16 protein-coding genes are annotated in these 12,224 nt (G+C 59.7%); 10 read left to right on the top strand and 6 right to left on the bottom strand.

Going from position 1 to position 12,224, the window contains the following annotated elements; all coding sequences use genetic code 11:
• Nucleotides 1-3: 3 nt before the first annotated feature.
• Genes flgE through flgB form a run of 4 tightly spaced genes read right to left on the bottom strand, consistent with a single transcriptional unit; the run spans nt 4 to nt 2,685 of the window.
• Nucleotides 4-1,152, bottom strand: coding sequence for a flagellar hook protein FlgE (gene flgE, locus ACLH0J_RS09555; RefSeq protein WP_411391773.1), 1,149 nt, complete (start codon nt 1,150-1,152; stop codon nt 4-6).
• Nucleotides 1,153-1,167: 15 nt separating this feature from the next.
• Nucleotides 1,168-1,845, bottom strand: a complete 678-nt coding sequence (locus tag ACLH0J_RS09560) for a flagellar hook assembly protein FlgD (RefSeq protein WP_411391774.1) — start codon at nt 1,843-1,845, stop codon at nt 1,168-1,170.
• Between the two features lie 3 nt (nt 1,846-1,848).
• Complete coding sequence (flgC, locus tag ACLH0J_RS09565) at nt 1,849-2,256, bottom strand: flagellar basal body rod protein FlgC (RefSeq protein ID WP_010567407.1); 408 nt, start codon at nt 2,254-2,256, stop codon at nt 1,849-1,851.
• Between the two features lie 15 nt (nt 2,257-2,271).
• A complete protein-coding gene (gene flgB / locus ACLH0J_RS09570) occupies nt 2,272-2,685 on the bottom strand; it encodes a flagellar basal body rod protein FlgB (protein ID WP_411391775.1) in 414 nt (137 codons plus the stop codon).
• A 162-nt stretch (nt 2,686-2,847) separates the two neighbouring features.
• On the opposite strand from flgB, the gene flgA reads away from it, so the two are divergent.
• The 7 genes from flgA to ACLH0J_RS09605 all read left to right on the top strand — a co-directional run bounded on the left by flgA (nt 2,848) and on the right by ACLH0J_RS09605 (nt 7,273).
• Complete coding sequence (flgA, locus tag ACLH0J_RS09575; RefSeq protein WP_411391776.1) at nt 2,848-3,507, top strand: flagellar basal body P-ring formation chaperone FlgA; 660 nt, start codon at nt 2,848-2,850, stop codon at nt 3,505-3,507.
• A 76-nt stretch (nt 3,508-3,583) separates the two neighbouring features.
• Complete coding sequence (flgM, locus tag ACLH0J_RS09580; protein ID WP_411391777.1) at nt 3,584-3,862, top strand: flagellar biosynthesis anti-sigma factor FlgM; 279 nt, start codon at nt 3,584-3,586, stop codon at nt 3,860-3,862.
• Between the two features lie 27 nt (nt 3,863-3,889).
• The gene (locus ACLH0J_RS09585) at nt 3,890-4,321 is read left to right on the top strand and encodes a flagella synthesis protein FlgN (RefSeq protein ID WP_411391778.1); all 432 of its coding nucleotides are present in this window, start codon (nt 3,890-3,892) and stop codon (nt 4,319-4,321) included.
• Between the two features lie 200 nt (nt 4,322-4,521).
• Nucleotides 4,522-4,881 carry a response regulator gene (locus tag ACLH0J_RS09590; RefSeq protein WP_411391779.1) on the top strand — a complete coding sequence of 120 codons (360 nt, stop codon included), beginning with the start codon at nt 4,522-4,524 and terminating at the stop codon, nt 4,879-4,881.
• On the top strand, nt 4,881-5,492 hold the full coding sequence (locus ACLH0J_RS09595; protein WP_411391780.1) for a chemotaxis protein CheC: 612 nt from the start codon (nt 4,881-4,883) through the stop codon (nt 5,490-5,492). The genes ACLH0J_RS09590 and ACLH0J_RS09595 overlap by 1 nt, the downstream gene beginning before the upstream one ends.
• 12 nt (nt 5,493-5,504) lie before the next feature.
• Nucleotides 5,505-6,833 carry an ATP-binding protein gene (locus ACLH0J_RS09600; RefSeq protein ID WP_411391781.1) on the top strand — a complete coding sequence of 443 codons (1,329 nt, stop codon included), beginning with the start codon at nt 5,505-5,507 and terminating at the stop codon, nt 6,831-6,833.
• 2 nt (nt 6,834-6,835) lie between these two features.
• A complete protein-coding gene (locus ACLH0J_RS09605) occupies nt 6,836-7,273 on the top strand; it encodes a response regulator (protein WP_411391782.1) in 438 nt (145 codons plus the stop codon).
• Nucleotides 7,274-7,294: 21 nt separating this feature from the next.
• Here ACLH0J_RS09605 and ACLH0J_RS09610 read toward each other — a convergent pair whose 3' ends face one another.
• Both ACLH0J_RS09610 and ACLH0J_RS09615 read right to left on the bottom strand, forming a co-directional pair.
• Complete coding sequence (locus tag ACLH0J_RS09610; RefSeq protein ID WP_411391783.1) at nt 7,295-8,149, bottom strand: MBL fold metallo-hydrolase; 855 nt, start codon at nt 8,147-8,149, stop codon at nt 7,295-7,297.
• A complete protein-coding gene (locus ACLH0J_RS09615) occupies nt 8,146-8,655 on the bottom strand; it encodes a sugar ABC transporter (RefSeq protein WP_411391784.1) in 510 nt (169 codons plus the stop codon). Before ACLH0J_RS09615 ends, ACLH0J_RS09610 begins: the two co-directional genes overlap by 4 nt.
• Nucleotides 8,656-8,785: 130 nt before the next feature.
• Here ACLH0J_RS09615 and ACLH0J_RS09620 point away from each other — a divergent pair, with 130 nt between their 5' ends.
• From ACLH0J_RS09620 to ACLH0J_RS09630, 3 genes are all read left to right on the top strand, one after another.
• The gene (locus tag ACLH0J_RS09620; protein ID WP_411391785.1) at nt 8,786-9,673 is read left to right on the top strand and encodes a LysR substrate-binding domain-containing protein; all 888 of its coding nucleotides are present in this window, start codon (nt 8,786-8,788) and stop codon (nt 9,671-9,673) included.
• A 184-nt stretch (nt 9,674-9,857) separates the two neighbouring features.
• Complete coding sequence (locus ACLH0J_RS09625; RefSeq protein ID WP_411391786.1) at nt 9,858-10,394, top strand: dihydrofolate reductase family protein; 537 nt, start codon at nt 9,858-9,860, stop codon at nt 10,392-10,394.
• A 472-nt stretch (nt 10,395-10,866) separates the two neighbouring features.
• The gene (locus tag ACLH0J_RS09630) at nt 10,867-12,195 is read left to right on the top strand and encodes an OprD family porin (protein ID WP_411391787.1); all 1,329 of its coding nucleotides are present in this window, start codon (nt 10,867-10,869) and stop codon (nt 12,193-12,195) included.
• Nucleotides 12,196-12,224 lie beyond the last annotated feature (29 nt).

Consider the following 12,224-nt stretch of genomic DNA (forward strand, 5'->3'; position numbering starts at 1 on the left):
GGGTCAGGAACCGATGTTCACGGCTTGCTGCAGCACTTCGCTTTGCGCCGTCACCGACTTGGCATTGGCCTGGAAGTTGCGCTGGGCAATGATCAGGTTCACCAGTTCGGCGGTCAGGTCGACGTTGGAATCTTCCGTGGTGCCGCTCAGGATCGATCCCAGCGAACCGCTGCTGGCCACGCCGAGCAGGGCCTGGCCGGAGGCGGTGGTGGCCAGCCAGGTGTTGTCGCCGTTGGCTTGGAGGCCGTTTTCGTTGCTGAAGCTGGCGAGCTGGATCTGGTCGATATTCTTGGTCTGGTCGTTGGAGTAAGTGGCGACCACGGTGCCGGTTTCATCGATGGTGAAGCTCACCAGGCTGCCGGAGGTGTAGCCGTTCTGGGTGATGTCGGTCACCGACGAATCGTTGCCGAACTGGGTGGTGCCGGTCAGGTCGAGGGTCAGCGACATGCTCGCCGCGCCGTTGGCCGGGTCGTAGGTATAGGTGCCGGTGGCGCCGCTGGTGATCAGGCCGCTGGAACTGAAGCTGACGGTTTGGGAGTCGGTCAGCAGGTTGCCGTCGATGGCGGTGTGCACGTCCCAGGTGTTGTCGGCGGTCTTGCTGAAATACAGCGTGCTGGTGTGGCTGATGCCCAGGGAATCGTAGAGCGTCGTGCTGGTGGAATAGGAGTAGGTGGTCGAGTCGGTCTGGCTGAACGCGGTAGTGATCACGCTTTTGCTGGCGTCCAGGTTCAACTCGGCATCCAGCTCGGTGCTGGCGCTGGCTTGCATGCCGGTGGTGGGGATCTGGATCACGCCGTTGACCCCCAGCAATTTGTCGCCGGCGGCGTTTTCCAGGTAGCCGTCGGCGGTCAGGGTCAGTTGGCCGTTGCGCGAGTACACGGTTTGCGTGCCGTCGGAGAAGGTGAAGAACCCGTCACCGTTGATCGCCAGGTCCAGGTCGTTATCGGTGGTGGTCAGGCTGCCGGACTCGAAGTTCTGCACCACGCCCGACACCTGGGTACCCAGGCCGACATCGGCGCCGGAGTACACATCGGCGAACTGCGTGGTCGAGCTTTTGAAGCCCACGGTCTGGGAGTTGGAAATGTTGTTGCTGACCACGTTGAGGTCGGTGGACGCTGCCGACAGGCCACTGAGCGCTTGGGAAAAAGCCATGGTGATTCTCCTTCGTTATAGGACGAGGCTGATGTCGCTCAGGGCGACGTTTTCGTTGACGCCGCCCAGGTCCAGCGCGACGGCGTTGCTGCTGTCGGTGGTGACACCGGTGACCAGCGCGTATTTGAGGGCAGTGCTGGCCACGGCGACGTCGTCGCTGGTGGCGCTGATGGAGAAGGTGTAGGCGCCGTCGGCGGCGGTGGTGCCGTCGTCCTGCAGGCCGTCCCACGACAGCGACTGGGTGCCGGCGCTCATCTCGCCTTCATCCAGGGTGCGCACCACGGTGCCGCTGCTGTCTTTGATGGTGACGGTGACGCTGTCGGCATCGCTGTCCAGGGTGACGCCGAACGCAGTGGTGACGCCGTCGTCGACCTGGATCGTGTTGCCGTCGATCAACACGCCGTTGCCCACCAGCGCCGAGGCTTGCAGGGTTTCGGAGGCGCTGATCTGGCCGGAGATGCCTTCCAGAGTGCTGGTGACGTCTTCGATGCTGCTGATGGTGCTGATCTGCGCCAGTTGGGTGACCATCTCGCTGTTGTCCATCGGGTCGGTGGGGTCCTGGTTCTGCAGCTCCGTGGTCAACAGCGTGAGGAACTGGTCCTGCAATTCGTCCGACGCCGAGGTGCTGCTCTCGGCGGTGGTGCTGGTGCTGTTCATGGTCGACAACACCGAGCTGGAAATCGTACTGGTCATGGTTTACGCCTCACCTAGGGTCAAAGTTTTCAGCATCATTTCCTTGCTGGTGGACATGACTTCGACGTTGGCCTGGTAGGAGCGCGATGCGGAAATCATGTTGACCATTTCGCCCACCGGCTCGACGTTGGGCATGGTCACGTAGCCCGACTCGTCGGCCAGCGGATCGCCGGGGCGGTATTCCTGGCGCATCGGCGAGCCGTCCTCGACCACCTGGCTGACGCGCACGCCGCCGATGTTGCTGCCGGTCTGGTATTGCGATTCGAACACCACCTGCCGCGCCCGGTAGGCTTCGTTGTCCGGGCCGCTGGTGGTGTCGGCGTTGGCCAGGTTGCTGGCGGTTACGTTCATGCGCTGGGACTGGGCACTCAGCGCGGAGCCGGCGATATCGAAAATGCTGAACATCGACATGGTGGTTTCCCTGGGTTATTCGGACTGCATGGCGGTCTTGAGCGACTGCAGGCGGCTGCTCAGAAAGGTCAGGCTGGCCTGGTAGCGCACGGCGTTGTCGGTGAACTGCGCGCGCTCACGGTCCATGTCCACGGTGTTGCCGTCCAGGCTCGGCTGGTCCGGCACGCGGTAGAGCAAGTCACGGCTGGCGAAGCGGCTGGAGTCGGCGTGCAGGTGGCGGTCGGACGTGGTGGCCAGGCTCATGCCGCGGCCCTGGGTGTTGGACTTTTGCAGGGAACTGGCCAGTTCGGCGCTGAAGTCAAAATCCCGCGCGCGGAACTGGGGTGTGTCGGCGTTGGCGATGTTATTGGCCAATACCTGCTGGCGCTCAGCCCGCAAACTCATTGCGTCCTGCTGAAAGCGCAGCTCGTTGTCGAGCTTGTCGATCATGGTTGCGGACCTGTGCATCAAATTAATGAACGGCTCGCAGGTTAGTCCCAAGGCCGTCCCGGCAAAGGCCGAAACAGGCGGCTATTTGACGACCAATTCAGGCCTTGCCTCGGCGGCGGGGCGACTAGAATTCTGCGCTGGGCAGCGCGGAGGGTTTGAGTGATGACAAGGCGATTAGGCGGCTTGATGTGCTGGTTGTGTTGCACCCTGGCCCAGGCCGACGGCCTGCAGGACGCGGTGCGCGAGTTGCTTGCACCGCGCTTGCCGGCACGTGCGCAGTTGGTTGCAGTGGACATCGGCCAGCCGGCAGCGCGCATCGCCGCCTGCGCGACGCCGCGGCCCTACCTGGTGCATCCCGAACAAAGCGTGATCGGTCGGGCCGCCGTGGGCGTGCGCTGCCTGGACGAAGTCGCGGGCTACCTGCAAGTCAGCGTGCGCGTGGTCGGCGACTATGTGGTCAGCCGCCAGCGCATCGCCGCCGGTGACGTGATCAAGGTCCCCATGCTGGAACTCAAGCGCGGCCCGCTGGAACGCCTGCCCAAAGGCAGCGTGTTCGAGCTTTCGCAGATCATCGGCCGCCAGGCCAGCCGCACCCTCGGCCGGGGCATGGTGATCACCCAGAATCACGTGCGCGAGCGTTGGCTGGTGGAGCGCAACGCCCGCGTGGTCCTGCAAGCCCAGGGCGCGGGGTTTACCATCAGCCGCGACGGCAAGGCGCTGGACAACGGCAGCCTGGGCAGCACCGTACGGGTCATGGGCAACGACGGCAAACTGCTCAGCGCCCAAGTGGTGGGCCAGAACGAATTACTGCTGCGCTATTAATTTTTAATCGAAGGTCAAAGTTTGCCATCGCGATTGCCGATAGTGACCTCAACCACAGCCAATTGAGGCCTCTAACGTGAAAATCATAAGTGCAAACCTGACCAACACCCTGGCGCCCACCGACGGCAAAGCCACCGGCAACCCGCGCATCGAAACCCTGCCCCTGGAAGCCACCGTCGACGACAGCGTGCAAGTCTCCAGCAGCACTGCCAGCTCGCAGGTTGAGACGTCGTCGGACGTGGACATGGACAAAGTCGCGGCCCTGCGCCAGTCCATCGACAGCGGCACCTACCAGGTGAGCGCAGACTCGATCTTCGACGGCCTTGCCGCCAGCGTGCGCGAAACCCTCCCATGAACGCTGACCGATGAGGTGCAGGTGCCGATGAGTCTGGCCAAACACTTGGAATTGCAGCAGCAGGCGATCGTCGAACTGGTCGACTGGCTGGAACTGGAACGGCGTGCACTGGCCCAGGCCAAGGTCGACGGTGAAAAACTGCAGGAACTGACGGCGTGCAAACAGGCGGCGTTGCAGAAACTGGAGCAACTGGAAGCGATCCGCTCCGGGGCGCAGTTGAGGCTCGGCTATGGCGCCGGGCGGCAAGGGGCGCTGAAGGCGGCGCAGGATGCCGATTGCGTAGCGGCCTGGCAGGAAGTGCAGGCGCTGGCGCGGCGGGCGCGGGAGCTGAATGTGGCGAATGGCGCGGCGTTGGGGCTGCGCATGGCGGGTAACCAGCGGATTGTCGGGTTTTTGAATTCGGTGGTGGGTAACGCCTTGTATGGGCCGGATGGGCGCAGGCTGCGTGCGGGTGATTGAGTCGCGAGGTTGGCTGTGTGATCGAAGCGAACACGCTTTTCAGGTGTGTCGGTGAAGTGGGCAATTATTGAAGCAATATCAGGATTTCCTGATGGCTCTTTGCCATGCGTAGGGCTAGAGTGACTAAAAGATTTAAAAAAATCTTAGTTTCTCCGGCTTCGACCGAAGCCGCAGGACACTTCATACCTGTGGAGTGCACCATGAAAGTTCTAATTGCCGATGACTCATCCATGTCCCGCAAGATGGTTTTGCGGGCCCTCCCAGAATCACTGACCGAAGATGTCCGCCAGGCCTGTAATGGCTCCGAGGTGATGGAGGCCTATCACGCCGGTTTGGTCGATCTGCTTTTTCTCGACCTCACTATGCCCGTCATGGACGGTTTCCAGACCCTGGAGGCGCTCAAGCGCGAAGACGCCAATGTGGTCGTCGTGGTGATCAGCGCAGACATCCAACCCCTGGCCAGGCAACGAGTCATCGACCTGGGCGCTGCCGTATTCGTAGCCAAGCCCGTTACGGCTGAAGCCCTGCTCAATGCCTTGCACTTCATAGGAGTGCTTTGATGGAAACTTTGGCCGCGCTTACCGAAGACCAACGTGATGCTTTGCAGGAGCTGATGAATATTGCCATGGGGCAGGCCGCCGAACGATTGGCCTTGCTGACCAATACCATGGTGACGCTCTCGGTTCCTTTCATTCACCCTCTGATCCGGGAACAGAACCACCTGTTGATTCCGGACCATCTTCGTCAAAGCTCGATGGTCGTGACCCGCCAGTCTTTTTTGGGGGAGTTACGCGGCGAGGTGTTCGTTTGCTTTGGCGCGATGGGGGCCGATAAGCTCGCCGAACTCCTGGGCTATAACGACGGCGACCCCGCGCAGCAGGAAGAACTGATGTTGGATGTCACCAACATCCTGTCCGGTGCCTGCATCAGCGGCCTGGCCAAGCAGGTGGCGATACAAGTGAGTTATGACGCGCCGTCGATTCTGGTCCACAGGGAAGAGTCCGGCAACGCACTGGATGAATTGGACCTGAACGAACACCTTGCGATGGTGCTGGAAATCCGTTTCGAGGTTCAGTCCCATCAATTCTCCTGCGACCTGCTGATCTGCATCACTGAACGTACCGCAGGCGTTGTTATTCGGGCCATCGATCGTTTGCTGGACGAGCTTTGAGGGGGCCTTTTCATGACAGACAGCAAGGCAATTTCCCGGGAAACCCTTGAGTCGATGCTCAAGGCCATCAACATGGGCGTGCTGCTGGTCGACCAGGACTGCAAAGTGCTGTTCTCTAATCACTTTATGTCTATCAACAGCGGTCGCAGCGCTGAAGAACTTGTGGGTCGTACGCTGTTCGAAGCATTTCCGGAATTGCCGGAGGTGTGGACCCGACAGAAGATCAACAGCGTCGTCACTCTGCAAAATTTTGCTTTCACGTCATGGCAGCAACGGCCGCACCTGTTCAATTTCGAAAGCACCCGGCCCATCAGCGGCTTAGTCCGGCACATGTATCAGAACTGCACCTTCTTCCCCGTGCAGGACGCCGATGGCAGCAGTCTGGGCGTGGGCCTGGCCATCACTGACACCACCGACACCGCAGCCCGCCAACTCGAGCTGACGCACCTGAACAAGTTGCTGGAAGAAGAAAAGAGTGCCCAGGCACTGCTTATCGCGCGGCTCGAAGATGCGCAGGCGCAGTTACTGCAGTCCGAGAAGATGGCGGCGATAGGGCAACTTGCTGCGGGCGTGGCCCACGAGATCAATAACCCGATCGGCTTTGTTTGCTCCAACGTCAACACCCTGCGTCGTTACCTGGTGGACATCTTTGCGCTGCTTGAAGCCCATGAACAGGCGAGCGATGAAAGTCACGCCAATGTACATCCCGAGCTTGCGGTCATGCGGGACAAGATGGATTACACATTCATGCGTCAGGACATCGACGAGCTGCTTGTCGAATCGGCCGACGGTCTTGATCGGGTCACTCGCATAGTCAGGGACCTGCGCGAGTTTTCCCATGTCGACAGCTACGAATGGCAGTTGGCCGATCTGCACAAGGGGCTCGACAGTACCCTCAACGTGATCTGGAACGAGATCAAGTTCAAGGCCCAGGTAATCAAGTGCTATGGGGATATCGAGCCCATCGAATGCATGGGCTCGCAGATCAATCAGGTTTTTATGAACTTGCTCATCAACGCGAGCCATGCCGTGGGCGCCGACGGCGAAATCACCGTCAGGAGCGGGCGAGAAGAGGGCGGGGTGTTTGTTGAGATCGCCGACAACGGCCATGGCATCCCCCCTGAAATCCAGAACCGAATATTCGAACCGTTCTTCACAACCAAGCCGGTGGGCATGGGGTCGGGCCTTGGCCTGTCGCTGTCATACAGCATCATCCTCAAGCACCACGGAAGGCTCACCGTCGAAAGTGAGCCGGGCAGGGGGAGCCGCTTCCGCGCGTGGTTACCCTTACGCCAGCCCCAACAGCAGGCCCTTTCTACGTGTGCCGAAGAAGGATGCTGATCATGGAACCCCTCTCTTCTTGCGTAAAACGCCACACCATCATGTTGGTGGATGATGAAGAAAGCATCCTCAACAGCCTGCGACGTTTGCTGCGCGTAAAACCTTACGACTTGCTTCTGGCCACGAGTGGGGCCCAGGCGCTGAAGCTCTTTGAACAGCACGCGATCGACCTGATCGTCTGCGACGCACGCATGCCGTTCATGGACGGTCCGACGCTGCTTCGCGAGGTGTATAAGCGCGATCCGGAATGCATGAATATCTTGCTGACCGGCTATGCGGATATGAGCATGATCACGCAAGCGCTCAGCGACGGGTACATCTTCCGCTACATCAGCAAACCCTGGAACGATGACGAGCTCCAGCTCACCATTGATCAGGCACTAGAAGTGCAGAGGGGACTTCGGGATCGTGAAAATCCCCAGGCACTCATTGGTGGATAGAACGAAATCCGGTGTATCAGCTCACGTTTCGTAAGCAATGGCGTAGGTGTTACCGGAGCGCTTGATATGGGCAAAACCGAGCGCGCCCAAGTGCATGCCAGCGATCATCAAGTTGTCTGAACTGGCAACATCCAACAGCCTCGTTCGCGTGGCCGCCGACAGCAGCGGGTCCTGGTCGAAGGCAATCGTGACATCGGGGCGCGCAATCTGAATCTGCGGAAAGTGAACGATATCGCCCCACACCAACAGGTTGCCCGCTGCGGACTCGAAGCGGTAGCCACAATGCCCGGCGGTGTGCCCAGGCAATGGCATCGCGCTGATGCCCGGCAGTACATCACTAGCGGTGAACGGGCGCAGATTTTGCCGATAGCGCTCGAACACCCTTCGTGCAAATAGAAAGTTTCTACGCGCGCGTTCACTGGCCTGGCCAAGGTGACCATCGTCTTTCCAGAACGCTAGCTCTCGCTGGTGCACCACCAACTCAGCATTGGCGAAGGCCATTTCTCCTGCGGCGTTCAACAAGCCACCGATGTGGTCGGGATGCGCGTGGGTCAGCAGAATCGTGTCTATGTCGCCGGGTTGCACACCCGCCAATGCAAGATTGGCCAGCAACTCCCCGCCCCATTGATTGAAGCCACCGGCGCCGGCGTCGATCAACACCGTGCGGCCACGCCCACGGACCAGATAAGCATTGATATGGATAGAAGCAGGCTCGCTGATCCCGGCGGCTAATTGCAGCCGGGCCGCCTCCGTTGGCGCGATATTGGCGAGAAAATCCAGGCTGGCCCCCAGGTAGCCGTCGCTGATCGCTGTGATTGAAAACTCGCCGATGTGCTGGCTGGGAAGTCTCCAGCGGTCGAGGTCCACGGCACTCATGACCGCAACTGCCGGGTCATTGCGCGATAGACGTTCAGCCCCTGCAGATCGCTGGCCCTTGCCTGCGTGCAAGCCAGTTTGGCCAGCCAACGCTGTGCAGGGGCGTTGTCCAACGCCACCGCGTGCAGCGCGAAGGGTGTAAGGCCTAACCCAATCAGTGCTTGCGGGCCTTCTTCACTGATCAACAGGTATTCATCCGCGCCCACAGCCACCGCCCGGTCCAGCCCGGCATAGAGGTTGCGCTTCCAATCAGTGATGTGCGCCTGCCAACGGGAAAAATTGCCTCCCCCTTTTTGGCGGTACTCGTCGCTCTGCAATACGGCAAGCGCATCGACTGAATGCAGGGCCAGGTAGGCCGGGCAATCGCCGCTCAAGGCTTTGAAACGCTGTGAGGTGCTAAATCCGCTCACCGAGATCAACGCGGGCAGTTTTTCCAGGCTGTAAAACCCATTCCACTCAGCTTCGCTGGCGGGTTCAGCGTAGTTGCATTCGACGGTATAAATCATCAGGTCACTTCATTGATGGGTTGATGTTTCCTCATGCTAGTGACACGGTAATGGCCTATAAAACGACTTTTCGGCACCCTTCAGTGACTAAATATCACGGTGGAGGCCTTGATATGAACCAGGAAAGCCCATGCGCCGAAAGCTCCCCAGTAACGCCGCCCTGATGGCCTTTGAAACAGCCGCACGGCATGGCAGTTTCGCCCGGGCCGCCGATGAATTGGCCCTGACCGAAGGCGCCATCAGTCGGCAGATAGGCCGCCTGGAAGCCTTCCTGGGCGTCACGCTATTCGAGCGTATTGGCAACCGCGTGCGGCTGTTGCCCAACGGTGAGCGCTACGCGGCCCAAGTGCGCGAACTGCTCGACCGGCTCGACAGGGACAGCCAGTACGTGATGGGCCAGCCCAGCGACGGCGCCAGCCTGGACATCGCCGTCAGCCCAACCTTTGCCCTGCGCTGGCTAATTCCGCGGTTGCCCGGCTTTGGCCAGCAACACCCGAATATCTGCGTGCACCTCTCGGAACGTACGGAGCCGTTCGTGCTCGCCGGGAGCGGCTTTGATGCCGCCATCCATTTTGAGCACCCGGCCTGGACAGGCATGCACACGCACCGCCTGTTGAACGAAGTGTTGATTCCTGTTTGTCACCCTGGCCTGCTGAATCCGGGCGAGCAGGCAACGGCTCTGGATTCATTGCCGCGTTTACACCGACGACAGAACCCGGATGCCTGGCAGCGCTACGCCCAGCAAACCGGGATTGTCCTGAGCAACGCAGCGATGGGCGCGCGCTACGATTTGCATGCGATGTTGATCGAAGCCGCGCTGGCGGGGCTCGGCGTGGCACTCGTACCGCGTCTGTACGTGGAAGTCGAACTGGCGCAAGGCCGGCTGGTCGCGCCATGGCCACAGGAGAAGAATGTCGCCAAGACCTTTTGCCTCGTGTTACCCGAACCCCTTGAACTGAGTCGCGCGCCCATTCAGGTATTCGCGCATTGGCTGTTGGACGAAGCACAGGTGAAGTAGGGGATGGGGTGGGCCTGTACCGGATTGGTCCAGACGCTGAGCGACTCTGCACTTCACATTGAAACCGGCATACATCGCTCGAGGCGCCGCCGGGGTGATGGTCTGGGGATCGTCCAGTTTCGCGAAGAGTTTGATGGTTTTGCTGAGCTGATAATCGCTACAGCGCTTCTATGAGGAGGTCCTGATGACCACAGCACATGTTTTCATCGCCGTCAGCCTGGACGGCTTCATCGCCCGACCAGATGGCGACATCGACTGGCTTTTGCAGCGTGATGATCCGACTGAAGATCATGGCTACAGCGCCTTCATCGCCGACAAGGATGTGATCGTGATGGGGCGAGGAAGCTATGAGAAGGTGCGGACCTTCGACACATCGTTCTACGACCGGCCCGTAGTGGTGCTGTCTAAACAACTGGCCGGCACCCCGGTGCCCGAGGCACTGAAGGGCAAGCTGCGTTTCTCACACCTCGCACCAGGGGAGCTTATGGCCGAACTGGATGGGCAAGGCGTGCATCGTGTCTATGTCGATGGTGGGCAGTTGGTGCAATCCTTCCTGCGCGATGGGTTAGTCGCCGATATGGTGATTACCACTGTTCCGGTGCTGATCGGATCGGGAAGGCGATTGTTCGGGCCCCTCCAGCGGGATATTGACTTGGAACTGGTATCCAGCTGCAGCTTTCCTTCGGGGTTGGTGCAGGCTAGCTATCGGTTGACTGTATGACCGGTTCGGGAGGGTGTTCGGTCTAGAGTAATGAGGGGGAAAGGGGGCGGGTGTATTTACCGGGGGCGATTTTCGTGAACGTTGGGTTTTCTTCTGGCGGGTAGGTAGTTGATGGTTGATTTCTGGCGGTTAGGGCAGGCGGAAAACGGCCGATTCTGTTGAAAAAGTCGGATGTGGTTTTCACGGCAGAAAAGTACGCGCATGAGATTGAAATCTTGAATCGCCGTAAAGGCATTCAGACTCAGATTTCACGTAGCCGTGCGTAAAAGAGGCGCTTTCACCGATCAGTCTTTTGGCAGTTTGAGAAAACCGACTTTTTCAACAGAATCGGCCAAAAGCAGCCGCTTTCGAGTGACAACACGGCCTGTCTAGGAGCCAGGTCTGATATCAAAATATTCATCCAGTTTCATTTGTTGATGGCCTGGGCTGTTGCCCTAATGCTCCAACACGAACTCGTGCACTGGAGCAAATAATGAAAAAACGCCAACTGCTACTTCAACTCAACACCTTGGCCGTGGCGCTGGCATTTGCCTTGCCGGCCATCAGCTATGCAAGCGATCAGTCCGACTCCAAGGGTTTTGTCGCGGACAGCAGTTTAAACATTCTCAACCGCAACGTGTTCTGGAACCAGAACGGCAGCGGCAGCCATACCCGTGACTGGAGCCAGGCGCTGATGGCGACCTACAGTTCGGGCTTCACCCAAGGCACCGTTGGCATCGGCATCGATGCGTTTGCCGACCTGGCGCTGCGTATCGACGGGAACACCGACCGTGCCGGTGGCCCGACCATTCCATCCGACGTCAATGGCAATCCGGATCGAGGCTATGCGAAGGTCGGTGGTGACATTAAATTCCGTGTTTCCAACACCACGCTCAAGATCGGCGACTTGCAGCCCACGTCGCCAGTGTTTGCCACTGCCGATAACTACCTGATACCGCAGACTGCATCGGGCTTCCAGATCGACAGCCATGAGATCACCGGCCTGAACCTAGAGGCCGGCCATTACACCTCAGGTACCGGTAACACCACCACCTCGCGCAGCGGCGACATTCTCGCCAGCTATGCTGGTGTGGGAGCCGCGTCGGCCAGCTTCGCGGGGGGCAAGTACCAGTTCAGCAAGGAATTCACCGCGTCGCTGTACGGAGCGCACCTGGAAGACGTCTGGAATCAGTACTACGTCAACTTGAACCTTGTTCATCCACTGACCACTGACCAATCCGTCGCGCTGGACTTCAACCTCTATCGCACACTGGACGACGGCAGCGCCAAGGCCGGGACCATCGACACCACTGCAGCCTCGCTGGCGGCGGCCTACACCGTGGGCGCGCAGACCTTCACCCTGGCCGGACAGAAGGTTGATGGTGACGAGCCATTCGACTATGTCGGCTTTGGAGGGACCAACGCCGGCGTCGGTGCCGGCCGCTACGGAAACTCAATCAACCTCGCTGACTCGGTGCAGTACTCCGACTTCAACGGCCCGGGCGAGAGGTCCTGGCAGATGCGCTATGACCTGGACATGAGCGCCTTTGGCGTCCCTGGCCTGAGCTTCATGGCCCGTCATATCCGCGGTTCCGGTATCGACGGAACGCATACTCCCGGCAATTCGGCCTACACCGGGTTCTATGGTGCCAACGACCAGGAACACGAAACCGACGCCGAAGTGAAATACGTAGTACAGAGCGGCCCGGCCAAGAACCTGTCCTTCCGGCTGCGCGAGGCTTTGCACGATGGCGATGCATCTACCGGGGGGCACCTGGTGCAGACGCGCCTGATTACCGAATATCCGTTGAATATCCTCTAAACAGGCAGGCTACATTCTAAAACCGATGG

Origin of the sequence: Pseudomonas sp. MPB23, from assembly GCF_046605395.1 — a bacterium.
Taxonomy (GTDB): domain Bacteria; phylum Pseudomonadota; class Gammaproteobacteria; order Pseudomonadales; family Pseudomonadaceae; genus Aquipseudomonas.

Coding starts and splice junctions, on each gene's coding strand:
- flgE (WP_411391773.1), bottom strand. CDS start 1,152: ATGGCTTTTTCCCAAGCGCTCAGTGGCCTGTCGGCAGCGTCCACCGAC.
- ACLH0J_RS09560 (WP_411391774.1), bottom strand. CDS start 1,845: ATGACCAGTACGATTTCCAGCTCGGTGTTGTCGACCATGAACAGCACC.
- flgC (WP_010567407.1), bottom strand. CDS start 2,256: ATGTCGATGTTCAGCATTTTCGATATCGCCGGCTCCGCGCTGAGTGCC.
- flgB (WP_411391775.1), bottom strand. CDS start 2,685: ATGATCGACAAGCTCGACAACGAGCTGCGCTTTCAGCAGGACGCAATG.
- flgA (WP_411391776.1), top strand. CDS start 2,848: ATGACAAGGCGATTAGGCGGCTTGATGTGCTGGTTGTGTTGCACCCTG.
- ACLH0J_RS09585 (WP_411391778.1), top strand. CDS start 3,890: ATGAGTCTGGCCAAACACTTGGAATTGCAGCAGCAGGCGATCGTCGAA.
- ACLH0J_RS09590 (WP_411391779.1), top strand. CDS start 4,522: ATGAAAGTTCTAATTGCCGATGACTCATCCATGTCCCGCAAGATGGTT.
- ACLH0J_RS09595 (WP_411391780.1), top strand. CDS start 4,881: ATGGAAACTTTGGCCGCGCTTACCGAAGACCAACGTGATGCTTTGCAG.
- ACLH0J_RS09600 (WP_411391781.1), top strand. CDS start 5,505: ATGACAGACAGCAAGGCAATTTCCCGGGAAACCCTTGAGTCGATGCTC.
- ACLH0J_RS09605 (WP_411391782.1), top strand. CDS start 6,836: ATGGAACCCCTCTCTTCTTGCGTAAAACGCCACACCATCATGTTGGTG.
- ACLH0J_RS09610 (WP_411391783.1), bottom strand. CDS start 8,149: ATGAGTGCCGTGGACCTCGACCGCTGGAGACTTCCCAGCCAGCACATC.
- ACLH0J_RS09615 (WP_411391784.1), bottom strand. CDS start 8,655: ATGATTTATACCGTCGAATGCAACTACGCTGAACCCGCCAGCGAAGCT.
- ACLH0J_RS09620 (WP_411391785.1), top strand. CDS start 8,786: ATGCGCCGAAAGCTCCCCAGTAACGCCGCCCTGATGGCCTTTGAAACA.
- ACLH0J_RS09625 (WP_411391786.1), top strand. CDS start 9,858: ATGACCACAGCACATGTTTTCATCGCCGTCAGCCTGGACGGCTTCATC.
- ACLH0J_RS09630 (WP_411391787.1), top strand. CDS start 10,867: ATGAAAAAACGCCAACTGCTACTTCAACTCAACACCTTGGCCGTGGCG.